This is a genomic window from Acinetobacter sp. 22323 (assembly GCF_052044895.1).
Classification (GTDB): Bacteria; Pseudomonadota; Gammaproteobacteria; order Pseudomonadales; family Moraxellaceae; genus Acinetobacter; species Acinetobacter schindleri.
The window spans coordinates 72728-97331 of sequence record NZ_JBQEOL010000012.1 but is presented as its reverse complement, the minus strand read 5'-3'; the positions used below and the strand labels follow the sequence as shown (position 1 = coordinate 97331).

The window sequence follows — 24604 nt, the reverse complement described above, 5'->3', positions numbered from 1 at the left end:
GATCTTATGGAAACTGCGTACAGGCGCCACATGGCGTGATATTCCTCAAGAATTTTGTCCTTGGCAAACTGCTTATAATCGTTTTAATCGTTGGGCAAGCAAGGGATTGTGGAATAAATTTTTTTTAGATTACGAGGCGTCTTGGATCAAGAATGGGTATTCATTGACGGAAGCTACATACGCGTGCATCAACATGCAAGTGGAGCTCGGCATGGTTTCGAAAGAGCAATTGGACAATCACGTGGTGGACGAACAACAAAAATACATCTTGCAACCGACGCGAATGGATTACCGATTGATTTTAAAATCACTGGGGGTGGCGTCCACGACAGTCAAGTTGCAAAACAACTGATTGATACTGTAGGCGAGGCAACTTATCTCATTGCTGATAAGGGGTATGATGCTGAGCACATTAGAATATATGCCCAGAACAAGGATATGATTCCCATTATTCCAATGAGATCAAATAGTAAAAGATCGAATAAGGAGTTTGATAAATATCTATATAAATTAAGACATTTAGTTGAAAATGTGTTTGCGAGATTGAAGCATTTCCGAGCGATTGCAACCCGATTTGATAAGCTTGCACGAAATTACCAGTCTATGATTTACATTGCTTGCATGTTTATTTGGTGTAAAGCCAAATGAGGACACGCCCTAGTATCAGGTGCACATGAAACATCAATAAATTCACGATCGGAACTTTGATACTGGTTTGCTGCTGTTTTCGCTAAAGAAGTTTTACCTACTCCTCTTTCACCAAAAATAAAAATATTTCTTCCTTTCGACATTAAAGCTCTTTCAATTTGAGTAAGCTCTTTCTGGCGGCCATATAAATATTCAATACTAGAAATTGGAGAAGAAGGTGATAAAGCCCTATTTAAATGCTTCCCAAATTCATATTTGTCTTTATAGTTTTTTATCGCCATACCAACCTATTTTTTTATCAAAAAATCCAATATTTATTCACTCTAAAACATTCCAAACCATAATTAAATGTTTAACTAAATAAATAATTTTAATTGTTATACAGCTTTAAGATGTATAGGCATATTCATGTATATTTCATATACTCAACCTAACAACACTCAACAAGAAAGAATCATATGAAATTTAAAGCTCTTATTTTGACTGGTCTTGCGGGTATTGCCCTTTCAGCGTGTACATCTCAACCGACTGTTCCTCAACTCCAACTGGGCGTATTACAGGAAGTACAGAATCTTGAAGTTTATCCTGAAACGACGAACAACAGTGCAAAACTGACTAAGTTCATGGATAAATGCGTGATCGAATTTAGAGGTCAGCTTGAAAGCAGCCGCGTAATTGAACAATGGTCGTTTAAAGGTTTGACCCTGATTGATGCCGGTTCAGCAACTTTCCAGCGTGACAATACCAGCACTGCACAAAAATTTGACCTGCACAGCGAAACTGCTCAAAAGAACTTCCTGGCACTACGCAATCACTTTGCCAAAGAAGCAATCGAACAGTGTAACTAAGTACCACGCCCTATATTTACATCAAATATGGGGCAGCTTCTCTTTCAAATAATCTTCCTATCAAATTTATTCTCTACTTATTCTTGAGATCAGCCAGCTTTACTCCCTTTTTTCTCGGATCATTTAAGTGAATCGCACAGAATATTCATTGTTTTTACATTGCCGTCCATTACACTGAAAACAGAATCAAGACCGTTATCCCAATCTGCGAGGTCGATCCCTTATGACCCTGAAAAAAACGACGATGAAAAAAACCAAGATCCTCAGCACCGCATTATTAATGTGTGCGCCTATTTTTATCCAGACTGTTCAAGCCAGTGAAACGCAGCAAGATGCAAAACCGATTGTTACTTATGGTGATAATCCCAATCTGCTGCATGTATTTGCTTATAAAACCCAACAAGGTGTAATCAATACCGCTGAAAAAGTGGGTGCAGCAGCAGAAAAAGGCATTGCCAAGATCAAGCCGGGTGTGGATCGTGCCTGGGACAATACCAAATCCACCGCAGCCACCACCATTGAAAAAGTAGACCAAGGCGCAACGCAAGTGGCTCAGCAAACCGGTCAGAAAATCCAGCAGACCAAAGATGTCTGGCGCGGTAATCAGCAACAGCAAGTCCCGATTGAGCAGCAGCCCTTAAGCCAATCTTCAACAGCAACGCAAAGCATTACACCGCAGTCACCATCCAGTTCAGGTGGTGCAACCAGTTATGCAGTGGATGATCTCTAAAAAATAGGATATTAAAAAAAGCCCTTTATGGGCTTTTTTTGAGCATGAAGATATTCAAAACTTTCTTTATACTTAGTTAAAATAATGAGAAAAATAAAAATGAAAAAGGTGCTCCTCAGCTTTATAGTCGGTATTCTATTTGGTGTTTCAATCCTGTATATCGTTTTACTGGTTTCTGGTAAAAGGGTTACTTCTCCTACCGAAGTCCATAATGAATTATCCCCTGTCCCAAGCCTTTCTACTTCAAATCGGTATACTCATAAATCTGAAGGTAAAAAAATTCAGCACATTGGATATCTGGAGGAAGATGAATTTAAATCTACTGAAGGTAATGAGGCAAATCTCTATCAATTACCAGGTATGTGCAAGTTAACGATTGGTCTCTATGGCGAAACTATTTATAGCTATCGCACTGCTTATTTTCACAAAAATCACTTAATTTACATATTTGAAACCGACTATCGAACTTCTTATGGTCAATTCCCTGATAAGAATACACCTGAGTCCAAACGTATTTATCAGGAAATAGTCTTCAATCCAAATTCCCAACTTGTACAAGACGAATTTTCTAAATTATGGTCTAAATACATTAGCCCAGAAAACAAAAACAAATGCTGATCAAATTCGATCAGCATTTTTTTTTGTTATGGATAAGTTTTAGTTCACCTGGCGAATCGGCTGGCCCGCCTGAAAGGCTTTAACATTTTCCACCATCTGATCCACGATGCGCTGGCGGGCATCGACACTGCCCCAGGCATTATGCGGTGTAACGATCAAATTCGGAATGTCTAGATCGAGCAGAATATTGCCCTCTTTCGGCGGCTCTACCGTCAGTACATCGGTGGCAGCACCTGCGATTTTGCCTTCACGTAATGCCTGTGCCAGAGCCGCTTCATCAACAATACCGCCACGCGCACAGTTAATCAGGAAGGCACTGGATTTCATGGCTTCCAGCTCGGCATGGCTGATCAGGTTACGGGTATCTTCAGTCAGTGGGCAATGCAAACTCAGGAAATCAACCTGTGGCAATAACTCCGCGAATGGTACACGTGAGGCATCCCCCGGACGGTTGGGTAATGATCCGATCATCACATTCATACCAAACGCTTCTGCCAATTTGGCGACAGCTTTACCCAGTTCGCCATAACCCACAATGCCGAGAGTCTTACCAGACAGTTCTACAATCGGTGCATCCAGCAAACAGAATTGCGTCGCCTTTTGCCATTCGCCTTGTTGTAATTTTTGCTGATAAGGCAGGAAAGACGTCGCCAGATTCAGCATTAACATGAGGGTATGTTGGGCGACAGCGGAAGTGCCATAGGCCTGGCAGTTACACACGACAATATTGCGTGCTTTGGCTGCGGCCAGGTTGACATTATTGGTGCCAGTCGCAGAGATTAAAATCAGTTTCAGTTGAGGGCATTGCTGAATGGTTTCGGCATTTACCATGACTTTATTGGTGATGATGACATTGACATCTTGCACGCGTGGCAAAAGTTCAGCCACAGAAGTAGCAGGGTATAATGTTAACTCGTCAAATACGCCATGCAGCGCCTGAAAGTCAAGATCCTGTTGATCTAGAGAAGCATAATCCAAATATACGGCTTTCACGGCCTGACCCTCAATCCTGTTAGACAATTTATCCTGCCATTTAAAACAAGTCATACAGGGTTTTCAACCGTTTTTTAGACTTTATCCTGCCTTGTTTAATCGAGTGGTTTATCCAGATGGTTACGCACAGAATGACGAATTTTATAAACAATATAAACGGTCAGAATCATCAAAAATACGATAGTTGCACTCAGGAAAATAATGGTCGGGTGTACGCTGTCTTTGGCGAATGCCAGATTGGGCAAGCCCAAAGTTAGCATTAAAAATATGGTGGCGAACTGTGTAGATTGCATAAGATGTACCCCCTTCTCACGAAAACGATCGCGTGCGGTGATGAAAAATCCATACCGCATAACTACATCTTATGCCAGCAAAACAATAAGTCAAGCCATTGTTTTTAAGTGATATTTCAAATTAATTTGCTTCACTGCGTGTCACAAAGTGCGTATTTTTGTCACTGTCATCAACAAACGCCGCTGCACCGTATTCATCAGTTTTGAGACTTAATTCCTTATAACTGAACATATAGAAATCTGTATAACGTTTCATCAGAATTGGGTGCATTCCGACCGAAAGCGGTTCCTGTTCCTTGACCAGCTTCATCATATGACGGTCATTCATGATGACGAGATAACGTTCGTCATTCAAGCTGATGGTCAACAGGCCATTGCCGCGCGCATAAATCGGAATCAGGAATTTATGGTTCAGCGCAATCGCCTGATCGGCATAGCTTTCAATCTTGTTACTGATGACATTGAACACTAGACCATGCCCATAGATATCCAGCAGGATCTGACGGTTTTCCTGTGGCAGATTGACCTGAATGCCGAGTTTCATCAGATCATGCTGATCCACCTGTTTATTGCTGAGTAACTCGCGCAAAATGGTCTGCTTCTGATTGGCATCAAAAAACTGTGAATCGAGTTGCAGGTCATTATTTTTCAGGATACGGCCCAAAGCCATCCGATGCCGTGGTAACAGGTTTTCAATCACCTTACGGTAATAAAACTTGCTGTTCTTTTTGACCCGGCGCATCTTCTGATAAAAATAGCTGGCATCAAATTCATGCAGCAGGAAATCATTCACCAGTTCGGAGCTTGCCAACACGGCAATCGCATCGTGATTGGTAAAGGCCAGATGCAATACGTGATGTGGCGGCAGGACTTCTCTGAGCTTATGATAATGCGCACGGTCCTGGGCATAGTGCGGATCATAAATAATAATGTATTCACGATCCTCACTGACATCTGCCTTAGTAATGCGCATCTCGCCATTCAGTTCCGGCTGATAGAACATGTTATAGCGGGCGTCTTTCACATCTTCCGGATCAATCGAGTATTGCGGCACCATGGCTACGGCGCGCTGTACATCCAGAGCATTGGAATATTTAATCGCCGCATAACCGCCCATTGAACCGCCATAGGCAATACGCTGCTCAAATGGTGCAATCAGTTCAGCAATCGCGTCCAGCATGGCCTGCATAGACGCTTGTGGAAACCAGGATTTATCCTTGGGCATAATCCCGAGCACATTGAATTCAAACTTTTGCAGCGACTTCTCTGCATTGATGGTGGTTCCCTTGGCACGGGTAATCAGATCTCCAAAGGAGAAGATCAGTTCTGAAGATGAACCCGGCATAAAGATCGCGCGAATGTGCTCATCTTCAAAGACGATTTGTTTTTCCATAACTTTCCCATGCCTGTAAAACGAACGCTTCCATTACAAATTCAATGGCGCAAAACGATGCAAAAATGAATATGCTATTTTATAGCGAAGACCAAGATTAAAAAGCGCAAAATATGACACAATCATTACATCCTGCTGCACAACAAGCTTTTAGTAGCGCTGCCGAGCGCTATCAGCAGGTGCGCCCAAGTTATCCTGAAGCATTAGTACCCTGGTTGCAACAGCAGCTTGGCTTACCCCATCATGCCCAATTACTTGATTTGGGTAGCGGTACCGGTAAATTCCTGCCCCTACTGAAATTACTCAGTTCGCATATTCTGGCGGTTGATCCTGTCGCAGAGATGTTAACGCAACTCAAGCAGGTTCATCCAGATATTCCGACCTTGCAGGCGATGAGTGACGCCCTGCCGCTAGAAAATGCCTCGATGGATGCTGTATTTTGCGCACAGTCTTTTCACTGGTTCGCCAATTTCGACAGCCTTAAGGAAATTCATCGGACTCTGAAAGATCAGGGCTATCTGGTCCTGATCTGGAACCAGCGTGATGTTAATGTCGACTGGGTCAAAGCTCTGGCAGACTTTATTCTCCCCATGGAAGGCGATACGCCACGCTACCATAGTGGTCAGTGGCGCGATGTATTCCAGGATCAGCAGCTGTTTCGTCCGGTAGCAGAAACGACTTTGCAAAAGCTTCATTCCGGAACTGTAGAACAGGTGGTGTCCAAACGTCTGCTCTCGACCAGCTTTATCGCCGCCCAGTCTGATGATGCACAGCAGCAGCTCAAATCTCAGTTTGAACAGATCATACGAGAACATACTGGCAAGCAGCCTGATGAACAGATTGACTTCCCTTATATTACCCATGTCTATATCTTTCAAAAAATTCTAACGCCTTGATAAAACTTTAACAGGACAAAACAATGCCAAATATTCAGAATCTCAGCCGAATCACCTTGCTTACATCCACCCTGTTGCTGGTGGCGTGTAATCAGAAAGATGCGCCGAAACAGGAAGCGACTCAGCAAAATGAAGCAGCTGAAGAAGTGATGAAGGAACTGAAAACACAACCGGTGAAAGATTTTCCGCAAACAGCGGATGATCAACATGATATTGCCGTACTGGATGACTTTGAGCAGCGCCTACAATCCTTAAATGAGGATATCGAAGCAGAAACTGAGCGTATGCGTAAGGAAGGCAATCTGACTGAAGAATTTATGCAGCAACGCCAGCGCGACCATATCCAGTCTGCACTGACTTTATTAAAAAATCTGGAACTGAAAACTGAACAGGGTCGTTATATTCAGGGGCTAATTTATCAATATTGGGAACAGCAGCAAAAACTGCTGGGCACAACCTCTTCAGATAAAGCGATCCAGCATGATGCCAAGGAAAATGTAAAAGGTTTAGGACAATATCTGCATGCTCAGGAACAGCTGGAACACTGGCGTAACCAGTATGCAGAAACTCAAGCTAAAGCCCAGTAAGACTGATCTGCTTTCTGTTAAGGACGTTCATTATATTGCGGTAAGGTATCGTGAATGTCCTCCCACTCAGCTTTAGAACCGACATAGAAATGGCAAGTCGGTTTCTGCTCAATCGGTGTATCCAGACTGCCAATACGCAGACGATAAACATCCGGCAGATCTGCTTTCACGCTATAAATCGGAGAACCACATTCGCTATAGAAATTTCGACTCACGCCGGTCGTGGTAGTGAATGACTTCAGTAATTGCTGTCCTTGCAGCAGATAAAAATCTGCTTTGGCAATCGGACTATTGGTAGCAAAGGCAGTACCGGTAGCTTTACGGCAACGGCAGCAGTGACATTGAATAATATCACCCAGTAGTCCACGAACTTCATACTGGATTCCACCGCAGAGACAGCTACCGGCATAATGATCTTGAGTCGACATATCAGCAAACCTCCTTGTGAATGATTTTCGCCCAATATAGCCTAAAAAATTACTGACTGTGAATGTCTAAAATATCTTCGCTTCAAGCAGAATCTGACAGATAAGCCGCGACACCTTCACCTGCTGCACGACCGGTTGCCATACAGGCAGTCAACAGATAACCACCGGTGGGCGCATCCCAGTCCAGCATTTCTCCACATAGGAATACATAGGGATTGGATTTAAGTTGCAAATGTTCCGTCAGCACATCACGTTTTACACCACCTGCGCAACTAATCGCCTCTTCAATTGGACGGAATCCCTGCAGAGGAACCATCAACTGTTTAATTTGCTGTGCCAGATGTTCAGCATCCTGCCAGATATTTTTAGGCACCAGTTCTCGCACCATTGCAGCTTTAGCGTCTTCCAGTCCTGCCTTACGCCAGACATTGCTTAAAGACTGCTTCTTGCTGGGTTGCAGTTTATTCGCCAGTTGCGCTGCGCTTTGATCGGGAAACAGGTCCAGATACAGTTGCATGGGCTGACCACGTTTAACCTGTTCACGCAAACCACGCCCCTGTTTATAGATCAAGCCACTTTCAAGACCATAATGACTGATGACGATATCACCCATAGTCTTGTCACTGTCTTCCACCCAGGCTGCAACCCGTTTCAGTGGCTGACCAAAGATGGGCTGCATAAACCTGGACCATGGATACTCCACTCCGGCATTACTGGCCTGAAAAGGCTCAATTTCTTCTGCCTGTAGCCATGCTTGCCATTGACCATCACTACCAAGCTTTGACCAGGATACCGCGCCACAGGCGAGGATAATCGCATCAAAGAGTTCTGTTCGTGGCTTAGCAGTTTTCAGATCCAATAGTTCCAATTGATTCTGTTTTAACTGCGTCACCTGATGGCGGTAATGAAACTGTACCCCCTGCTCGGCCAGACGTTTTAACCAGGCACGTAACAGTGGAGCGGCCTTCATTTCGGTTGGAAACACCCGTCCAGAAGAACCAATATAAGGTTCAATGCCCAAATCTTGCATCCACTCTTGGATCCAGGCAGCATCCCAACGTTTTACCCACGGCGCCAGCCATTCAGCCTGATCATAACGCTGGATAAACTGTTCTACCGGTTCAGCATGCGAGATATTCAGGCCGGTCTTGCCTGCCATCAGAAATTTGCGCGCAGCTGAAGGCTTCTGCTCATAGACATGTACGTCATAATGCTGCTGGCTCAGCACTTCTGCTGCCATCAGCCCTGCCGGGCCAGCACCAACAATCGCAATGCGTTTACTCATGGCTTATTCCACAGGCGCAACATTTTGCCCCTGCAGAGGCTGGAAATCATCAAAGCGGGTGGTATAACCCTCAGGTTTCGTAATAATTAGCTGCTGACAAAGTTCACCACGTTCCAGATATTTGATCTCAAAATGAGTACGGGCCGAATCGGATGCAATGATCTGCTTGTCATAAGGCAGGTTCCATAGCTCTTTCATCTGCTGTTCAGCTTCATCAATATATTCCGGAATATTACTTGCCAACGTAATCGAACCACCTGTTTTCAGCCGTGATAGCAAAAATTCAAAGAATGGCATATTGGCCCAACGCTGTGCCGGGTTATGTGGTTCCGGATTTGGATATAGGACAAAGAACTGCTCTACCTGGCCAGGATACAGTGCATGTACCACCCATGGCAGGGCATCAGCATGTACGGTTTTTAAATTTGGCTGGCCTTCCAATTCATGCTGCTTTTGCATGGCCAGAAATTTTTCACGGGTCCGTTCAATTGCAATCAGTTTGTGCTCTGGATGTGTCCGGGTAAATAACAAGGCATGCTTGCCCTTACCTGCACCAATTTCGACACAAATCGGTTCAGGGCTGATGCTTTGAAAATCACGAGGGGCATGCATACGCTGCGCTTGAAATTGACGAATTGGCATAATCAGATCAAACTAATGAAAACCGCATAAGTCTAACAAGTGCGGCTATATTTGCCTAATTGAATCCAATTTTTTGTGGAGTATTGTCCATGCCAACGAACCTGAAATGCCCACGTTGTGGTGCACTGACTACGTGGGAAGGCAATGCGTTTCGTCCCTTTTGTTCCGAACGCTGCAAGATGATTGATTTGGGTGCCTGGGCCAATGAAGACTATAAGCTGCCGACTCAAGATGCTCCGCAAGCTGATGGAGGCCGTGAAGAAGACCAGTTTTAAATGAGACTGACCAGAGGAAAGGAATTCGGATTGAATTCCTTTTTCATTTGGTGCTAGACTAGCCTAGAAACAATATATTATTGATTAATAAAATAAAATTTAAATAACTATTCCAATAAAATAACAAAAAAAGAGGACATGCCGATGTTTATCCTCCTGCTTAAAATTTTTATGCTGTTTTTGATCCTGCTATGCTGCACCAGTATTGGCCTTGGGCTCTGGAAACAGGACTATATCTTTATCTTGATTGGTATCCTGCTGGTTCTGGCCATCGTGATATTAAGACTGCAAATCCGGCAACTGCAACATGATCCTTTCGCTTGAAGTAAAAACCAAAATATTTGCACAGTCTGTTAAAAATTCTAGCTCAAAGAAGAATTACTTATAAGTTTTATTAAACTAAGGTCAGTATTTATCTTGAATTTATTTTTGGTCAAATGTTAAACTTTAAAGAAATTCTATATAGTTGATAATAAAATAGTTTTTACTTTAAATAAGTAGGAAAACATAAAAAATTATAAAGAATGTCAATAACTTATCTTTTTGGGGATTTATAAATGTTAGTAATTATACTCAAGACTGTTATGTTCTTGTTTGTTCTGTTGTGCTGTCTCAGTATTGGTACGGGTATCATGCGCCATGATTATTTTTTTATTAGCATTGGTATACTCATTGCACTGGCTTTTTGGATTATTAGACTTCAGGTACATAAATTACAAAATGACCCTTTCGCTTAATATGTAATCTGTATAACCCATTAACCCACTCAAATAAAAAAGGAATCTAGAATCGATTCCTTTTTCATTTTTTAGATAGCTACTACGTGTACATTAAGCGCTTAACCTGCTTTACCTGCCACAAAAGGATTATGCTGCTTTTCAAAACCAATCGTGCTCATTGGACCATGCCCTGAGATAAACTGGGTTTCCTCAGGCAGGCTAAAGCATTCACGCTGAATTGAATCAAGTAATTGCTGATGATTGCCACGTGGGAAGTCAGTACGACCAATCGAACCCTTAAACAGCACATCACCCGTCCACAGCAAACCATGATTACGGTTATAAAACATGACATGACCTGGGGTATGACCCGGTGCAAAACGGACTTCAAACTCTTCGTCCCCCAGTTTCAGTACTTCACCGCCCTCCAGCCATTCAGTCACTTCTACCTTTTCCGGAATCGGGAAGCCATAACGGGCAGAGACTTCCTGAATCATCTCCAGCCAGAACGCATCATCCTTATGTGGACCAATCACCGGCACATTCCAGGCTTTTTTCAAAGCACCCACCGCTCCAGCATGGTCTAAATGACCATGGGTCAGCCATAATGCTTTGACCGTCAGACCAAGCGCTTCGACTTCTGCTCTCAGTTTTTCCGGCTCACCTCCGGCATCAATCAGAACTGCTTCTTTGCTGTCTGTATCCCATAAAATGGAACAGTTTTGCTGAAAGGCAGTTACAGGAACAATTTTGACTTGGAGCATGGGCTTTAAAACCTCAAAAGATTAGTGAGCGAGAGTATGAGTCAATGCATCAAGATTAGCCTGTAGCAATGAATTGAGCAATTGCAAATGATCTTCGCGGCTATTCAATGCCGGAATATAGCTATAGCGTTCACCACCATTAGCCTTGAAGGTATCCGCATTTTCGATTGCCAGTTCTTCTAAGGTTTCCAGGCAATCCGCCGAGAAAGCCGGACTCATGACCTGAATCGATTTCACCCCCTGCTTGCCCCACTCTTCAATCAAGGCATCGGTATAAGGCTTAACCCATTCCTGCTTGCCAAAACGTGACTGGAAGCTAATCGCATACTGATCTTCAGATAACCCTAAAGCTTTAGCTACCAGTTTCCCGGTGATACGGCAACGGTCAGCATAGGGATCGCCTTTATCGGCATAAGGCTGTGGAATGCCATGAAACGACATCAACAGCTTTTCTGGCTTGCCATGAATCGCCTGATAGTCACGCACACTCTGTGCCAATGCCTGAATAAACAGTGGATGCTGATAATAATCACGAATCAGTGATAAACCCGGAAGATTACGCTGAGTCAGTACCCATCTCGCGACTGCATCGTACAGCGGCGCAGTGGAAGTGGCTGAATACTGCGGGAACAAGGGCAACAGGATCACGTGATCCTGAGGTTGTGCACTGATCTGGCTAAGAACAGTCTGAATGTTCGGATTGCCATAGGTCATGGCGGGCACCACATTCAGCTCGAATTGTGGATAACGCTGAGTCAATTCTGCTCTGACTGCTTCAACCTGTTGCAGCAGGATTTCACGCATGGGTGAATCTTTAGCCCATACTTGTGCATAAGCCTGCGCAACCCGTTTAGGACGGAAAGGTAAAATAAACAGGCGCAAAATGATCTGCCAGACCGGTTTGGGGATTTCAATGACACGCTGATCGGACAGGAACTGCTGCAGAAAAGTTCGTACTGCGGGAACGGTAGGAGCATCAGGGGTACCGAGATTTGCCAGGATAATGGTGACTTTCGGTTTAGCAAACATTCAGATCATCCGTCTTGAGGGGTCAACCCCTGTACTTTAACAGTTTTCAATAAATTTATAATATGGATTAATATACTGACTTATATTGAAAAACCCGATCTTTATCCAGTAAATTACTTTCTATCAATTTCTGGGCTTTAGCCGTGATCTGCCATAGTAAACGCTGACGGTCATCACGGCCAGTCGGTACAATCCAGTCATTTTGTCGCATCTGCATTTTCAGGCTATGCAAGGCACGAATGTTCATCTGTGCACGTGCCACGGCATGAGCACGTGGCATTTCTATACGTGCATCTTCCAAACCGGTTTCATTTAAATATTCATTCAGACGCTTAGAGAAGAATTCTTCTGGCGTTGGATTGACAAAGGTAGATCCAAGAATTGCCAGAAGTTCAGCCCAGGTCAGTTTTTTCTGAATTTTGAGCTCTTTAAAGTTACCATCCTGATAGGCATGCATGCGATATTCAAAAGAAAAAATTTCATGCATGGACACTTTAGGCAAGCTCAGAAATGGATCAGGCTCACGCTTGCCTGCTTCGGCTTCCATTTGGGCAATACGCGCCTTGAGCTGATCAATTTCATCATGCAGGGCTTGGGCATTTTGGGGACGTACCCAGCCAGTCACCGGATAGCGTTCTAGCATCTGGGGCATGTTCAGGCGAACTGCCATTTCCAGATCACGCAGGCTACGATAGGTAAAGACCTGATCGACTTCATTTTGTAGCAGTTTTCGGAAGTCATTAAATTTTTCACGCAATTCCGCTTTGGCATCATGCAGGGACGGCTCACGAGAGGCAGGGTCATCATGCATAAATACAATAATTGGTTTCTGCTTGGTTACTGCATAGATATATTCAAGGTGCATATAGCCAACGCCAGAAACGGACTGTTCACCATACTGGCTTCCCAGCAGGATTACCACATAATCACAGTCATCAATCTGACGGCGAGCAAAGGCAGTACTGAGTGGATTACGCTGTTCCAGCCCCCAGGAGAAGAAGCCCATACCCACCAGTGTTTGCGACAAGATGATACGCTCTGGCTGCATTTCCGAACCAGATGTGGATATAAAAACCTGATAACGTTTATCCAGCATTCCAAACCCTCTCCAACTACCGCGAATATGCACAGTTCACCTCGATTTCCATGAGCTGTTGCATATGCGTGCCCCACTTAAAAATATCAAATTTTAAAATAATGTAATTCACTGACTTAAAACTCAGCTTATATATTACTTACAGACCATTGAATATCGTCCGGAATCAGGTGCTGTATAATCGGTTGAACTTGTTCAGCATTTTGACCACTGACAAAAATTTCGATTCTTACACTTTCTTTACGTTCGCCTTCAAATAATAACTCATTTTTGATCAAAATACGGGCGGTTTGTCTTGCAACTGCCAATCCAGAGTCAATCAATGTCATTTTATGACCAAAAATATACTGAATTGACGATTTTAGGAAGGGGTAATGTGTACATCCAAGTACTAAATAGTCTGCACCCTGATCTACAACTGGTTGTAAAATCTTGGTTAATGTCGCTAGACACGCGGGACTCATCTGCTCGCCAGCCTCGACAAAAGGCACCAGATCCAGACAGGTGACTGGAATCACATTTACCCCTGCGGGCTCGGCAAAACGGATCATGACATCTTTGATCAGCTGACCGCGAAAAGTTGCTGGTGTGGCAAGCACGGCCACAGTTTTGGAATGGGTCGCCAAAACTGCCGGCTTTAAAGCCGGTACCAGACCGATAATTGGAAAACGCTCGCCATAATGCGTACGCAAATAATCCAGACTAAAAGCTGAAGCAGTATTACATGCCACGACAGCAGTCTTGCAGCCCTTGCGATATAACCATTCAATTGCCTGCGCGGTGAGCTCACGAATGTCCTGATCCTCACGCGGACCATAAGGCACATTGGCAGTATCGGCATAATAGACGAAACGTTCATTCGGTAAATGGCGTGCAATTTCTAGTGCAACAGAGAGGCCTCCGATTCCTGAATCAAAAATCCCAATGGGTGCATCTGCAGTAACATCAATAATGGGATCGAGTGTGGACGAAATCGGATAAATGGCGCTCATACAGGGGCTGTTTGCTCAAATGGACAGACATGGCACAAAGCTTAAACCTCAGGTGCCTAAATGCAAGTCTAAATCACCACTTTTCAAGTTTAATACCGTGTCGCCTTCAGAATTTTCGATAAGCTCACCCATTTCTACCAGATGTAAAAAGGCAGCTCGCTGAATCAATGCATTAATACCAAAACGCACATGCACATAAGGGCGCTGTTCATCATCAAAAGTACGCATGAAAATTGGATGTTCTTTATCTACGATGATTACATCCTGCGTCGTTGTCGTCAGCTGAATATAGCTTTTTCCATCAATTTCTACCTGATCAGCCTGCCCTACAAATAAGGGTTCATCTTCGACTTCAATTTCGATCTGCTCAACCGGGGTTTTGAGATAGAATTTGCCATCTTCCTTCCATAGCACTGTTGAGAACAGGTCAATCATGGCTTGGCGTTTAATCAATTGACCTTCGTGCCACCATTCTCCATTGGCTAAAACCTTCAAATCCATTGTGCCACAATGCTTTGGCTGCCACTGATCTAAAGGGGGTATTGACCTTTTGTGACTGCCCTGTGCATCTTTTATGTATTGTGCAATATTTGTTAAATTTTTATCATCACTCATGGCTGTTTTTTTCGTCGGATGATTCGTTTCTGCTGACTTATCCATAGTAGAAGACCTTAATGACGGAAAAATAATATGTTTCAGCCAATTGGCTTAAACTGGGTTTAAAACTATACTAGCCCACAAGATGAAAGACACTAATCTTTTTGTGTCCAGGAATTATAAATACTCATGGCAGCACCCGATCATCCGATTATGGTTGCCACCGAATGTAATATGAGGAGTCCCACATGGAGCACATCGAACGTGAATCGATGGAGTTTGACGTAGTCATCGTAGGCGCAGGCCCTGCGGGTCTTTCTGCGGCAATCAAAATCCGTCAGCTTGCAATTGAAAACAACCTGAATGATCTGTCCGTTTGTGTCGTGGAAAAAGGCTCCGAAGTCGGTGCTCATATTCTGTCTGGTGCTGTACTTGAACCGCGTGCCATGAACGAGCTGTTCCCTAACTGGAAAGAAGAAGGTGCACCTTTAAATGTACCAGTGACCGAGGACAAAACCTTCTTCCTGCTCTCTGATGAAAAATCACAAGAAGCTCCGCACTGGATGGTGCCAAAAACCATGCATAACGATGGCAACTATGTCATCTCACTGGGCAATGTGGTGCGCTGGTTAGGCCAAAAAGCGGAAGAACTGGAAGTGTCGATCTTCCCAGGCTTTGCTGCCTCTGAAATCCTTTACCATGAAGATGGTTCAGTCAAAGGTATCCAGACGGGTGACATGGGCATTGGTAAAGATGGCGAACCAACGCATAACTTCACTCCAGGTTACGAGCTGCACGCGAAATACACGATTTTTGCTGAAGGCTGCCGTGGCCACTTAGGTAAACGCCTGATCCAGAAATTCAACCTGGACAAAGATGCAGATCCACAGCATTACGGTATCGGCATTAAAGAACTATGGGAAATTGATCCTGCCAAGCACAAGCCAGGTCTGGTTATGCATGGTGCAGGCTGGCCACTCAATGAAACCGGTTCTTCAGGTGGCTGGTGGTTATACCATGCGGAAAATAACCAGGTGACTCTGGGCATGATCGTGGACCTTTCTTATGAAAACCCACACATGTATCCATTTATGGAAATGCAGCGCTGGAAAACCCATCCTCTGATCAAACAGTATCTGGAAGGCGGTAAACGTATTTCTTATGGTGCGCGTGCCGTAACCAAAGGCGGTTTTAACTCTCTGCCGAAATTCACTTTCCCAGGTGGTTCTTTAATCGGTGATGATGCCGGCTTCCTGAACTTTGCCAAGATCAAAGGCTCACATACTGCGATGAAGTCAGGCATGCTCTGTGGTGAAGCGGTATTTGAAGCAATCAAGGCCGGTGTAGAGAAAGGCGGTGACCTGGCAGTTGCACGTGTAACTGAAGGCGAAGATTTCTTCGTGAAAGAGTTGACTGCTTATACAGACAAGTTCAACAACAGCTGGTTGAAAGAAGAACTGTATAGCGCGCGTAACTTTGGCCCTGCAATGCATAAGTTTGGTCAATGGATGGGGGGTGCATTCAACTTTATCGACCAGAACGTGTTTAAAGTACCATTTACCCTGCATGACCTGGTGCCAGACTTTAAGACATTGAAAACTGTTGATGCGGTGAACTTCAAGCCGAACTATCCAAAACCAGATGGCAAGCTGACCTTTGACCGCCTGTCTTCGGTATTTGTATCGAACACGGTCCATGAAGAAAACCAGCCTGCGCATTTGAAACTGACCGATGCTTCAATTCCAGTGAACGTGAACCTGCCAAAATGGGATGAACCAGCTCAGCGCTACTGCCCGGCGGGTGTATATGAAATCATGGAAAATGATGACGGTTCTAAACGCTTCCAGATCAATGCAGCCAACTGTGTACACTGCAAGACCTGTGACATCAAAGATCCTTCTCAGAACATCACCTGGGTAACACCGGAAGGTGCTGGTGGTCCTAATTACCCTAACATGTAATGTTAGGGTAGGGTAATTCTTGCGAAGCAGTGCTTCTCATATCCAAATATGTAATCTCTCATGAGATATAAATAAACCCGCTTTCGAGCGGGTTTATTTATATAAGTTTTATAATATCCCTTTTAAAGCACTTAAGTATTTTTAGAAAATTCAATTTTATTTTTCTTTATTGGTTGCTTTTAAATACCAGATTGTTTCACCCCAATCACTTTCTAATTTTAGGAAAATATCTCCTTTTATAAAATACTGTGATTCAGACTGATTCGCGGGACTCCACCTTTTAAATAGAATTCACCTCGCTGTTGATATATCGCTGGACCTTCCCAAGCACAGAGTTTCTAATCTTTTGGAACAGTATATTCAAGATATTCACCATTACTATTCCAGCTCACCCTAATGCAAATATATCTCTCCATTCCTTACGACTTTTTAACTTATCAAAATCAGACTTTCTCATCCAAGAGATACCATTATCCAAACTTCCAGGCGCTGGATTCGACTTTCAATTTTTAACATGTTATACATTTAAACACCCATTATTATTTTTTTACTCATCATTGATATAGCCAACTGCGCACGCTGTAAGACCTGTGACATTTAAGATCCTTCACAGAATATTATGTGCGTTATACTTGATCTTGCTGATGGCCGAACTATCTAATATTTAATTTATTGAATAAAGAATTCTCATATACAGATTTTTTATTAACTTTCAAAACTAATTATTCTGAGTTTTTTCAAATTCATTATTTTCATAAGCTATTTGTTCGTGGATAGGCCCTAATTTTTTATCGATTCTTTTACCTTTCCAACTTCGTTTTGATTCATATACCGTTCGTTGTCTAAAGTAACTAAATGGCTCTGCATTATAGATGAAACCATATTTCGAATCGTGTACATAGCTTGAATAAAAATCTACTGCTTCTTGTGAAACATTTTTTTCCCAACTCTGTAATTCCCAATCATCTATATCGACTAAAAACTCATAAGCTTTAGCAAATGGATAAATGATTCTAAATACGTGTTTTATACCTGTTAAATTAGATTGATCAAATGTGGTGAAATTTTTAGCTGCTTTAACTCTTTCAACTTCAGTGGCCATATCAGTAGGACCGGTTGGTAAAGAAAATCCGGCTTCTTCTCGAGCAATTTGACTCACTGAAAGATAAGCTAGATCTTCTTTTGATTTACCTGCTGCTAAATATTGTTGCCGTTGACGATGTAAAGTGCCATAGGCACCATAATGAAGTTTCATATAATTTATAATGTCTTTTTTTACATTACCTGTCGAGGCTCCTACTGCTTTTTGAACGGCTTCAAAAAGTTGCTGGGTTTTTTCTTCGATCTTAAACTCTTCATTAAAGATTTTAATGTCATTATTTTCTAATTCGCTATAACCAAATACTTTCACACCTGATACCGCTGCACTTTCAAGCATATGCTTCAAAGGTATACGAGCAAAATTATTACTAATTGTTTGTGAATTTGGCTCATAACCACCACCCACATCAGAATGCATCCCAGGATAGACTATTTCTTTCCATGTTCTTGGGTTAGCTAATTTTTCATCTATATGGATAGAATCAACTGGGAAAGCGAAGCGTAATTCATTACCTGCCACTAGATGTAAGCAATTTTTTACTCTCGGATCGACCACCATGTCTCGTCCTTTAAAACTAAGTTTATTTGGCATATTGGTCGCAGGCAATCCAAAAGAAGCAACAGTATCAAATATACCTAAAAACTGTATTTCCATTGGTGCAAGTTCTGCTTGACCTGAGATTTGATACTTTAGGCTCAAGTCCTCAGTTTCAGTCTTCCAAATCATTTCATTAGAAAATACCCGTGCCAGTGCAGCCCCGCGTGAGAAACCAAAGATCGATAAATTAACTTTTTTGATTAGACGATGTTCGTTGAGCTTTGCCTCCATTTTAACTATCGCTTCATTTTTTCGCGCTTCAACCTGAGGCTTTAAGGTCGCCTCGGCTTGGGCTATTTTTTGTTTGAGGATGTTTTCAAGGCTAATACTGATTTGAGACTCACCATATTTTAACCGTCTTGTACCTCCAATCCCTGTTACCCCCCCTGTAAGCTCATGGTCTTGCACTGTGGCTATTCTTTTTTCGACTTTGTTTAGCTCACCATTAAACGGAGTTCCAACTCCAGAAACATAAATAGGATGATTTAACTTCACTGGCGACTTTGTACGCTCAATTTCGAATAAACTATAAGATTGTGCATTTCGCCATAACTTTGCTGGGTTGGCGAGTTTTCCTTTATCTTGGTCTGCTTCTAAATTGTTTCCTGTCCCATCAAAAAATACAGAAATATTGACTACATCTGCACAATCTTGCTTGGCTTGTGGAGACTGGTTACTAACATCTTGATTGCTATTTTTTATTTTTTGTAACTGAGAAACCATATTCTTACCTTTTTATTTTTTTATCACTCTCATTTAATTCATCAATTAATTTCGATCTCACTTCTAATCCCATTTTTGTAGCATCAGGCATATTTCGCCCTTCAGTCAATGTGATTTCAACCCTATCATCTGGATAAAGGTGCACTGCTAAATAGCTTTTACCTTTTAAATCCTCCTTTGTTAAGTGTGGGACATTTTTTGCAATATGCTCTTTATAGCTATTTCCTTCCCCCCATTTGATGTATTGTGGACCTGTAATAACTGCAGATCGTTTGGTGGCTGCCCCAAATCCTCCTCCAACTTCTTCACCATTTACTTGTACAATATAAGGTCTATATCTTGGGTCATAACCGAACGATGTTGTCGTAAGAATATAGGTTTTACTGGAACCTGAACTACATCCCACCAAACCTAAAGCCAAGCTTACTGGTAGCATCACAATTTTTTTAAATATATTCATCACATCACCTGTCGAGACTCCAACTTCTTTTCGAACCGCTTCGAAAAGTTAATACTGAGATGCTGGTTCCTTACATCTTGATTGACTATTTTTTGTAATTGAGAAACCATATTCTTACCTTTTTATTTTTTATCACTCTCATTTAATTCATCAATTAATTTCGATCTCACTTCTAATCCCATTTTTATAGCATCAGGCATATTTCGCCCTTCAGTCAATGTGATTTCAACCCTATCATCTGGATAAAGGTGCACAGCTAAATAACTTTTTCCTTCTAAATCCTCTTTGGTTAAATAAGGAACATTTTTTGCGACGTGTTGTTTACGAATATTTGTTTGTCCCCATGTAATATATTGTGGTCCAGTAATAATCGCAGATCGTTTAGTTGCAGCACCAAAGCCTCCTCCAACTTCCTCGCCATTCACTCGTACAATGTATGGTCTATAACTTGCATCATAACCGAACGATGTTGTCGTAAGTGCATAAGTTTTACTTGAGCCTGAACTACATCCCACCAAACCTAAAGCCAAGCCTACTGGTAGCATCACAATTTTTTTAAATATATTCATAACATTCCCTATAATTTTTAATTTACTTAAAGAATATGCCTAACTTCACGTTGCTTTGATGATTAATTAATTGTGTTAGCATAAAGTTCATGTTTTATGATTTATTCGTTTTCTTCAACTAAACTCTCTAAATCTTCCATCGCCTGATCCATTGTGACCATCTTATTCTTCACTTTTAGTAGTACACTTTGAAGAAGTTCATCTTGCTCGAAAGTATTTTTATATATCAAAGTTAGACAAATAAAATTTAAAATATCCCGAGTACCTTCCAAACCATATTCACGTGCTAATGCTATTTTTTTCACAACATATGGGTAAAGCTCCCATTCCTTAAATTCCTCAACCAAGAAAGGATTATTCAGATTTAGATAATAAATCAAATGATCAGGAAAGGTTGCTTCTACCATCATGTCTTCTTGTACTGGCGTAAATGTAAACGGATTTTGCCAATCATAAAATTTCAGAGATTCATGACCATTACTGCCGATGATTTTATGTAATTTGTCTTTTCGATCCCAATACCACCAACTGTGAATAGGCTCTAATAAAACTTTCTTCTGCTGGTCTGATAACACTTGTTGCTTAACATAAAGAGTCTGGTCTGAAATTTGACCGACTAAAGTACCAAGAATAGCTGGATCCCAAAATGCTAAATACATCTCTAATCCACCTTCAAACTGGACATTTAGAAATTGCCTCAAATGTGAATATAAACTATCAAAATCTAAAGGACTTATTATTAAGGTTAATCGAGGAGTCCCAACTACGCGTTTAGAGATATATTGCCACTCGATATTATGATTGTGCCCGAGTTGAACCAAATGAGGTGAGATTTCTGCAGCTTTATCACCAGCAGCTTCTGTTAATAAATTGCGATAATGTAAATGTGAATTCTTTTTTAAAAACCAACTGTCTTGTGCTGCATCAGCCAAAGCATAAATAAAATAAGTCTTATGTTCCCCAGATGGATATTCTTCAAAAAAATAATGTAAATCAGGATGTAATAAACTTATCATCTATGAACCATCCCCTTTATTGACAAATGCCCCACGTTGACTTGCTCTTCGTGCCAGACATTCCCAACACACACTTTGTGGGAAGAATGGTAAGTTCATATTTACTTTCGTGCCAGGTACAAACTGATGCTGCCCTGCCTTCACTTCAAACTTGCCACCAGTGGTTGGCAAAATTCCTGAACTACTGATTTCAATCTGAGAACCGCCCGCGGTTAAAATGATTTTCTTGGCAGCGGTCATTTCGATCAGATCTTCAGTAGAGATAATTTTGATACCTTTACGCGCAATAGCATCTATTTCATCTCCTTGTGCCTGAATCTCGACTTTGCCTTTACCTGCATATAAGCGTGCACCGTCTTGCGCTGCGAACAGGCTTAGTTTCTGGCTGGCATGGGCAATCAAAGATTGTTGTGTACTCAGGTTAATACTCTCTCCTGCACTTTGACTAATCTGCCCATCAGCAGATAGATGAATGTCCTGCTGGGTACTCAGCGCAATCGATTGTGGTGCCGTTAGGATCATGATTGCCTGTTTAAAGGCAGCAGCTTTTTTCTGATCCTGTTGTTCAATCTGCTCAATCAGGCTTTTTAACTTCTCAAAAATTTCCACTGGATCAGTTTGCTGATTTTTAGCCACATCACTGAGCACCTGACTCATCTGTAGAGCTGATTGAAGCTGGCTTTTCGCTGGTTCAGCTTCCATATGTGAACCCCTTGTAACCTGCTGTTTGTGGGTCGAAATCAGTAGACCTTCACCTGCCCGTATTGCCCCCCACTGGTCTGTTCTCAGCTCAAATCCCTCTCCACGCCTCTCACTTTCAGCCTGTTCTTTCGGATGGCTCAAATCACCTAGGTTAAGTTGACTCGCAGCATGGCTGCTATGCAACTGTGCACTGATCTGCCCGGTGGTATCATCAAAACGTAACTGGTTAAAACCTTCTCCTTGCACTTCTTGAGAGCGAATACCACTAAGTTTTTGGGTCTCTGGTAAGCGTCCTTTCTTGTCAAATTTTGTTGGTGAACGCTGACCTTCATGAATCCGGCCCACCACAAAAGGCCGGTCAATATTGCCATCAAAAAAGTCGATCACAACAATTTCACCAATACGTGGCAAGAAGCGCACACCATAACCTTCCCCTGCCCAAGGCGTGAGAACATCTACCCAGGCCGAGTCAGTATCACTGTCATTCGTTCCGGCTCCATTATCATGGGTATGATCGTCCGGACGGGTGAATAAAAACCGGATTTTGATGCGTCCCCATTCATCCACATAAATGTCTTCACTTTCTGGCCCTACTACTTTTGCTCGTTGCGGACAGGCTGGTGGTCGATGCAATAAAGGCTGATATTCAGGAACCAAAGGAATATTGCGACGTTGTAAGACTAAATGATTGGTCTGGCGCTCATCAGCATCTTTAACTTCTGTCAGCTGCCACTGGCTTTGCTGGATTAAAGCATTCACCTGTGCATTCAGGTCTTTGGGTAGATTATTCTGGTTATAGAATTGCTTGGAAAGAATCAGAAATTCTTTATCGGCTACCTGATGCTGGTCAATTTCTGGATGCTGATCTAGGCTGAACCAGTAACCGACTTGCGCATCACGTACAGTGGATGTTGCTAAAAACTGCTTGGCCTGCGCATCATAAAAATGTTGCAGGTTCTGGTTAACTTCCTCAATTTGCGCATTTGATGCTGACGTAGCCTGATCTTCATGCTTGAGGTCAGTAACCCATGCCGGACTGATATGCCACGCCTGTTCCAGCCCCAGACTGGCATTATCCTGAGTTTCACTATGCTGATGCATGCTTTGTACTGAACCTGTACCTTCCTCCTGACTCAAACGATCAGCATGCCAGCGCTGGATATGCACAGCAGTTGGCTGTAATTTTCGCTCTGCAATAAAGCTGGTCATACTATCAGTCTGTTCGGTAGCACTGGAACGGTGGAAACGGATTACCCGGCGGCTTAGAGCCTGATATTGACTATTATCATCAATCAATCTGAGTTTCTGTACTGTAATCGGTGCAGAGGAATGTAGGAGCAATAGCTCAGATTCATCAATCAGCCAGTTAATACCTTCACTGCGCCATAAACGGGTTAAAAATTCATAGTCAGTTTCATTCGACTGCATACTAAAAGGACGCACATCATAAGTCTGCTGCAAACCGGATAAATCCAGCTTGAGTGCAGCCGCAAATAATGGACTGTTACTCTGCCATTCCTCAAATAATATTCTGGTAATATCGCGAACACTTTTGTCCATAAACACACGGCTATTCCGGCGTTTATGCCAAAGTGAAGTGGCATCTTCCAAAGTAAGCTTATAAAGCGTTAATGCACCATCACTTTGCCCCTGAGTTGCCCGGGTAATAATGCCTGAACTGCGAAAAAGCTGCCCCTGGTCTGTTACCTGATCTACCGCGACCTGTGTACCTATAAAACTTTTGAGAGGAATCAGGGCATTGCTAGATAAACAAATAAGTTCAATCTTCAACCCTTGATTGAGCACATGCTGTCCATCAATACGCTGCAGAAAGATTTCCGAATTAAGCTGTTGATTAGAAAACTGAATATGTAAAGCGCGTTTCTGTGCGCTTAATCCCAATTGTTCGAGTATTTGAGCAATAGAATTTCTGATCATTTTTATTTTTATGCTTATTTTTTCGGCATTATAATAAATTTAATTGATTAAGCCTAGCCAGTTTGGTCTGATGGATTCGCTTCAATTATTCTCTGACCAGAGAAAATATGTTTGCTTGCTAAAGAGATGAGCTTTTTTAAACTTTATCTTTCTAGAATCAGGTTGTTATTATGAAATAGGCTTCACGCCCAGAAAGTATTGATTAATCGAAGCAGGGCAAATGATTCACTTCATCTGCCCAATACGTTATTACCCTTTCTTTACCAGATAATGAAACTCTTTATTGCCATTTTCATCCAGGCGTTCTTCCTGTAACAGTAATTCATGCCCCAAGTGCATACAGAATTTTGGAATATCCCATGAAGTCGAATTATCCGTTGCAAACACCTCAACCACATCACCTGACTTGGACTTACGAATCGCCTGATGCAGCATCATCACAGGTTCTGGACAGCGTAAACCGCGGGTATTTAGTTGCAGGCTAGGAGTAATTTCAACTTCAGACATCGGCAGGCTCAGGAGGGAAAGATCAGGTTATTTTAACATAAACATGTGTCTATACCCATGACTGGCTTTATTGCCATTTTCGTTTTAAGTAGTTGACTGCGACAGTCACGGTCGTCTTAAATAATTGCAATAGACAACTGTATTTTCTGCGGTATGATAAAATTACATTTTTTTAGATATTAAGAGTTTTTAGGAA

General features: G+C 42.4%; 26 protein-coding genes and 1 pseudogene. 9 read left to right on the top strand and 18 right to left on the bottom strand.

The window, feature by feature from the left end:
• Positions 1-648 (top strand): annotated as a pseudogene (locus tag ACTJIX_RS09815) (IS5 family transposase); the annotation flags it as partial.
• On the opposite strand, the gene ACTJIX_RS09810 reads toward ACTJIX_RS09815, so the two are convergent.
• A complete protein-coding gene (locus ACTJIX_RS09810; protein ID WP_440611415.1) occupies positions 609-929 on the bottom strand; it encodes an ATP-binding protein in 321 nt (106 codons plus the stop codon). The pseudogene ACTJIX_RS09815 and the gene ACTJIX_RS09810 sit on opposite strands and share 40 nt — an antisense overlap.
• 177 nt (positions 930-1106) lie before the next feature.
• Here ACTJIX_RS09810 and ACTJIX_RS09805 point away from each other — a divergent pair, with 177 nt between their 5' ends.
• The 3 genes from ACTJIX_RS09805 (at position 1107) to ACTJIX_RS09795 (ending at position 2844) form a co-directional block, all read left to right on the top strand.
• The gene (locus ACTJIX_RS09805; protein WP_004813407.1) at positions 1107-1496 is read left to right on the top strand and encodes a hypothetical protein; all 390 of its coding nucleotides are present in this window, start codon (positions 1107-1109) and stop codon (positions 1494-1496) included.
• Positions 1497-1719: 223 nt separating this feature from the next.
• Positions 1720-2226 carry a hypothetical protein gene (locus ACTJIX_RS09800; RefSeq protein ID WP_440611414.1) on the top strand — a complete coding sequence of 169 codons (507 nt, stop codon included), beginning with the start codon at positions 1720-1722 and terminating at the stop codon, positions 2224-2226.
• A gap of 99 nt (positions 2227-2325) precedes the next feature.
• Complete coding sequence (locus tag ACTJIX_RS09795; RefSeq protein WP_440611413.1) at positions 2326-2844, top strand: hypothetical protein; 519 nt, start codon at positions 2326-2328, stop codon at positions 2842-2844.
• Positions 2845-2883: 39 nt separating this feature from the next.
• Here the strand turns inward: ACTJIX_RS09795 and ACTJIX_RS09790 are convergent, their stop codons facing one another.
• From ACTJIX_RS09790 to ACTJIX_RS09780, 3 genes are all read right to left on the bottom strand, one after another.
• Positions 2884-3837, bottom strand: coding sequence for a 2-hydroxyacid dehydrogenase (locus ACTJIX_RS09790; protein ID WP_440611416.1), 954 nt, complete (start codon positions 3835-3837; stop codon positions 2884-2886).
• Positions 3838-3932: 95 nt separating this feature from the next.
• Positions 3933-4130, bottom strand: coding sequence for a hypothetical protein (locus ACTJIX_RS09785; RefSeq protein WP_004813413.1), 198 nt, complete (start codon positions 4128-4130; stop codon positions 3933-3935).
• A gap of 121 nt (positions 4131-4251) precedes the next feature.
• On the bottom strand, positions 4252-5523 hold the full coding sequence (locus ACTJIX_RS09780; RefSeq protein WP_440611412.1) for a hypothetical protein: 1272 nt from the start codon (positions 5521-5523) through the stop codon (positions 4252-4254).
• A 113-nt stretch (positions 5524-5636) separates the two neighbouring features.
• Here ACTJIX_RS09780 and ACTJIX_RS09775 point away from each other — a divergent pair, with 113 nt between their 5' ends.
• On the top strand, positions 5637-6419 hold the full coding sequence (locus ACTJIX_RS09775) for a class I SAM-dependent methyltransferase (protein WP_440611411.1): 783 nt from the start codon (positions 5637-5639) through the stop codon (positions 6417-6419).
• Between the two features lie 23 nt (positions 6420-6442).
• On the top strand, positions 6443-7006 hold the full coding sequence (locus tag ACTJIX_RS09770; protein WP_440611410.1) for a hypothetical protein: 564 nt from the start codon (positions 6443-6445) through the stop codon (positions 7004-7006).
• 17 nt (positions 7007-7023) lie between these two features.
• Here the strand turns inward: ACTJIX_RS09770 and ACTJIX_RS09765 are convergent, their stop codons facing one another.
• From ACTJIX_RS09765 to ACTJIX_RS09755, 3 genes are all read right to left on the bottom strand, one after another.
• A complete protein-coding gene (locus ACTJIX_RS09765; protein ID WP_440611409.1) occupies positions 7024-7434 on the bottom strand; it encodes a GFA family protein in 411 nt (136 codons plus the stop codon).
• A gap of 82 nt (positions 7435-7516) precedes the next feature.
• Positions 7517-8719: a TIGR03862 family flavoprotein gene (locus ACTJIX_RS09760; RefSeq protein ID WP_440611408.1), complete on the bottom strand. Its 1203-nt coding sequence runs from the start codon at positions 8717-8719 to the stop codon at positions 7517-7519.
• Between the two features lie 3 nt (positions 8720-8722).
• The gene (locus ACTJIX_RS09755) at positions 8723-9367 is read right to left on the bottom strand and encodes an SAM-dependent methyltransferase (RefSeq protein ID WP_171058630.1); all 645 of its coding nucleotides are present in this window, start codon (positions 9365-9367) and stop codon (positions 8723-8725) included.
• A gap of 83 nt (positions 9368-9450) precedes the next feature.
• On the opposite strand from ACTJIX_RS09755, the gene ACTJIX_RS09750 reads away from it, so the two are divergent.
• Positions 9451-9636: a DNA gyrase inhibitor YacG gene (locus tag ACTJIX_RS09750; protein ID WP_440611407.1), complete on the top strand. Its 186-nt coding sequence runs from the start codon at positions 9451-9453 to the stop codon at positions 9634-9636.
• Positions 9637-9780: 144 nt separating this feature from the next.
• Complete coding sequence (locus ACTJIX_RS09745) at positions 9781-9960, top strand: hypothetical protein (protein ID WP_005220781.1); 180 nt, start codon at positions 9781-9783, stop codon at positions 9958-9960.
• Between the two features lie 514 nt (positions 9961-10474).
• On the opposite strand, the gene ACTJIX_RS09740 is transcribed toward ACTJIX_RS09745, so the two are convergent.
• The 5 genes from ACTJIX_RS09740 to ACTJIX_RS09720 all read right to left on the bottom strand — a co-directional run bounded on the left by ACTJIX_RS09740 (position 10475) and on the right by ACTJIX_RS09720 (position 14896).
• On the bottom strand, positions 10475-11119 hold the full coding sequence (locus ACTJIX_RS09740) for an MBL fold metallo-hydrolase (protein WP_004890436.1): 645 nt from the start codon (positions 11117-11119) through the stop codon (positions 10475-10477).
• 21 nt (positions 11120-11140) lie between these two features.
• Positions 11141-12148 (bottom strand): ferrochelatase, encoded by a 1008-nt coding sequence (hemH, locus tag ACTJIX_RS09735; RefSeq protein WP_440611406.1) that lies wholly within the window; start codon positions 12146-12148, stop codon positions 11141-11143.
• 67 nt (positions 12149-12215) lie between these two features.
• Positions 12216-13244 carry a DUF4062 domain-containing protein gene (locus ACTJIX_RS09730; RefSeq protein ID WP_004813438.1) on the bottom strand — a complete coding sequence of 343 codons (1029 nt, stop codon included), beginning with the start codon at positions 13242-13244 and terminating at the stop codon, positions 12216-12218.
• A 128-nt stretch (positions 13245-13372) separates the two neighbouring features.
• Positions 13373-14236, bottom strand: coding sequence for a glutamate racemase (gene murI, locus ACTJIX_RS09725; RefSeq protein WP_440611405.1), 864 nt, complete (start codon positions 14234-14236; stop codon positions 13373-13375).
• A gap of 48 nt (positions 14237-14284) precedes the next feature.
• The gene (locus tag ACTJIX_RS09720) at positions 14285-14896 is read right to left on the bottom strand and encodes a DUF1285 domain-containing protein (RefSeq protein WP_440611404.1); all 612 of its coding nucleotides are present in this window, start codon (positions 14894-14896) and stop codon (positions 14285-14287) included.
• Between the two features lie 185 nt (positions 14897-15081).
• Here ACTJIX_RS09720 and ACTJIX_RS09715 point away from each other — a divergent pair, with 185 nt between their 5' ends.
• On the top strand, positions 15082-16794 hold the full coding sequence (locus tag ACTJIX_RS09715; RefSeq protein ID WP_004890452.1) for an electron transfer flavoprotein-ubiquinone oxidoreductase: 1713 nt from the start codon (positions 15082-15084) through the stop codon (positions 16792-16794).
• Positions 16795-17512: 718 nt separating this feature from the next.
• Here the strand turns inward: ACTJIX_RS09715 and ACTJIX_RS09710 are convergent.
• The 6 genes from ACTJIX_RS09710 to tusA all read right to left on the bottom strand — a co-directional run bounded on the left by ACTJIX_RS09710 (position 17513) and on the right by tusA (position 24408).
• The gene (locus ACTJIX_RS09710) at positions 17513-19216 is read right to left on the bottom strand and encodes a T6SS phospholipase effector Tle1-like catalytic domain-containing protein (RefSeq protein ID WP_406612508.1); all 1704 of its coding nucleotides are present in this window, start codon (positions 19214-19216) and stop codon (positions 17513-17515) included.
• A gap of 4 nt (positions 19217-19220) precedes the next feature.
• Positions 19221-19676, bottom strand: coding sequence for a hypothetical protein (locus ACTJIX_RS09705; RefSeq protein ID WP_017401514.1), 456 nt, complete (start codon positions 19674-19676; stop codon positions 19221-19223).
• 122 nt (positions 19677-19798) lie between these two features.
• Complete coding sequence (locus ACTJIX_RS09700; RefSeq protein WP_440611403.1) at positions 19799-20245, bottom strand: hypothetical protein; 447 nt, start codon at positions 20243-20245, stop codon at positions 19799-19801.
• A 101-nt stretch (positions 20246-20346) separates the two neighbouring features.
• On the bottom strand, positions 20347-21261 hold the full coding sequence (locus ACTJIX_RS09695) for a DUF4123 domain-containing protein (RefSeq protein ID WP_440611402.1): 915 nt from the start codon (positions 21259-21261) through the stop codon (positions 20347-20349).
• Positions 21262-23901 carry a type VI secretion system Vgr family protein gene (locus ACTJIX_RS09690; RefSeq protein WP_253170817.1) on the bottom strand — a complete coding sequence of 880 codons (2640 nt, stop codon included), beginning with the start codon at positions 23899-23901 and terminating at the stop codon, positions 21262-21264.
• A gap of 249 nt (positions 23902-24150) precedes the next feature.
• Positions 24151-24408: a sulfurtransferase TusA gene (gene tusA / locus ACTJIX_RS09685; RefSeq protein ID WP_163167366.1), complete on the bottom strand. Its 258-nt coding sequence runs from the start codon at positions 24406-24408 to the stop codon at positions 24151-24153.
• Positions 24409-24604 lie beyond the last annotated feature (196 nt).

Coding starts and splice junctions, on each gene's coding strand:
- ACTJIX_RS09810 (WP_440611415.1), bottom strand. CDS start 929: ATGGCGATAAAAAACTATAAAGACAAATATGAATTTGGGAAGCATTTA.
- ACTJIX_RS09805 (WP_004813407.1), top strand. CDS start 1,107: ATGAAATTTAAAGCTCTTATTTTGACTGGTCTTGCGGGTATTGCCCTT.
- ACTJIX_RS09800 (WP_440611414.1), top strand. CDS start 1,720: ATGACCCTGAAAAAAACGACGATGAAAAAAACCAAGATCCTCAGCACC.
- ACTJIX_RS09795 (WP_440611413.1), top strand. CDS start 2,326: ATGAAAAAGGTGCTCCTCAGCTTTATAGTCGGTATTCTATTTGGTGTT.
- ACTJIX_RS09785 (WP_004813413.1), bottom strand. CDS start 4,130: ATGCAATCTACACAGTTCGCCACCATATTTTTAATGCTAACTTTGGGC.
- ACTJIX_RS09780 (WP_440611412.1), bottom strand. CDS start 5,523: ATGGAAAAACAAATCGTCTTTGAAGATGAGCACATTCGCGCGATCTTT.
- ACTJIX_RS09775 (WP_440611411.1), top strand. CDS start 5,637: ATGACACAATCATTACATCCTGCTGCACAACAAGCTTTTAGTAGCGCT.
- ACTJIX_RS09770 (WP_440611410.1), top strand. CDS start 6,443: ATGCCAAATATTCAGAATCTCAGCCGAATCACCTTGCTTACATCCACC.
- ACTJIX_RS09765 (WP_440611409.1), bottom strand. CDS start 7,434: ATGTCGACTCAAGATCATTATGCCGGTAGCTGTCTCTGCGGTGGAATC.
- ACTJIX_RS09760 (WP_440611408.1), bottom strand. CDS start 8,719: ATGAGTAAACGCATTGCGATTGTTGGTGCTGGCCCGGCAGGGCTGATG.
- ACTJIX_RS09750 (WP_440611407.1), top strand. CDS start 9,451: ATGCCAACGAACCTGAAATGCCCACGTTGTGGTGCACTGACTACGTGG.
- ACTJIX_RS09745 (WP_005220781.1), top strand. CDS start 9,781: ATGTTTATCCTCCTGCTTAAAATTTTTATGCTGTTTTTGATCCTGCTA.
- ACTJIX_RS09740 (WP_004890436.1), bottom strand. CDS start 11,119: ATGCTCCAAGTCAAAATTGTTCCTGTAACTGCCTTTCAGCAAAACTGT.
- hemH (WP_440611406.1), bottom strand. CDS start 12,148: ATGTTTGCTAAACCGAAAGTCACCATTATCCTGGCAAATCTCGGTACC.
- ACTJIX_RS09730 (WP_004813438.1), bottom strand. CDS start 13,244: ATGCTGGATAAACGTTATCAGGTTTTTATATCCACATCTGGTTCGGAA.
- murI (WP_440611405.1), bottom strand. CDS start 14,236: ATGAGCGCCATTTATCCGATTTCGTCCACACTCGATCCCATTATTGAT.
- ACTJIX_RS09720 (WP_440611404.1), bottom strand. CDS start 14,896: ATGGATAAGTCAGCAGAAACGAATCATCCGACGAAAAAAACAGCCATG.
- ACTJIX_RS09715 (WP_004890452.1), top strand. CDS start 15,082: ATGGAGCACATCGAACGTGAATCGATGGAGTTTGACGTAGTCATCGTA.
- ACTJIX_RS09710 (WP_406612508.1), bottom strand. CDS start 19,216: ATGGTTTCTCAGTTACAAAAAATAAAAAATAGCAATCAAGATGTTAGT.
- ACTJIX_RS09705 (WP_017401514.1), bottom strand. CDS start 19,676: ATGAATATATTTAAAAAAATTGTGATGCTACCAGTAAGCTTGGCTTTA.
- ACTJIX_RS09700 (WP_440611403.1), bottom strand. CDS start 20,245: ATGAATATATTTAAAAAAATTGTGATGCTACCAGTAGGCTTGGCTTTA.
- ACTJIX_RS09695 (WP_440611402.1), bottom strand. CDS start 21,261: ATGATAAGTTTATTACATCCTGATTTACATTATTTTTTTGAAGAATAT.
- ACTJIX_RS09690 (WP_253170817.1), bottom strand. CDS start 23,901: ATGATCAGAAATTCTATTGCTCAAATACTCGAACAATTGGGATTAAGC.
- tusA (WP_163167366.1), bottom strand. CDS start 24,408: ATGTCTGAAGTTGAAATTACTCCTAGCCTGCAACTAAATACCCGCGGT.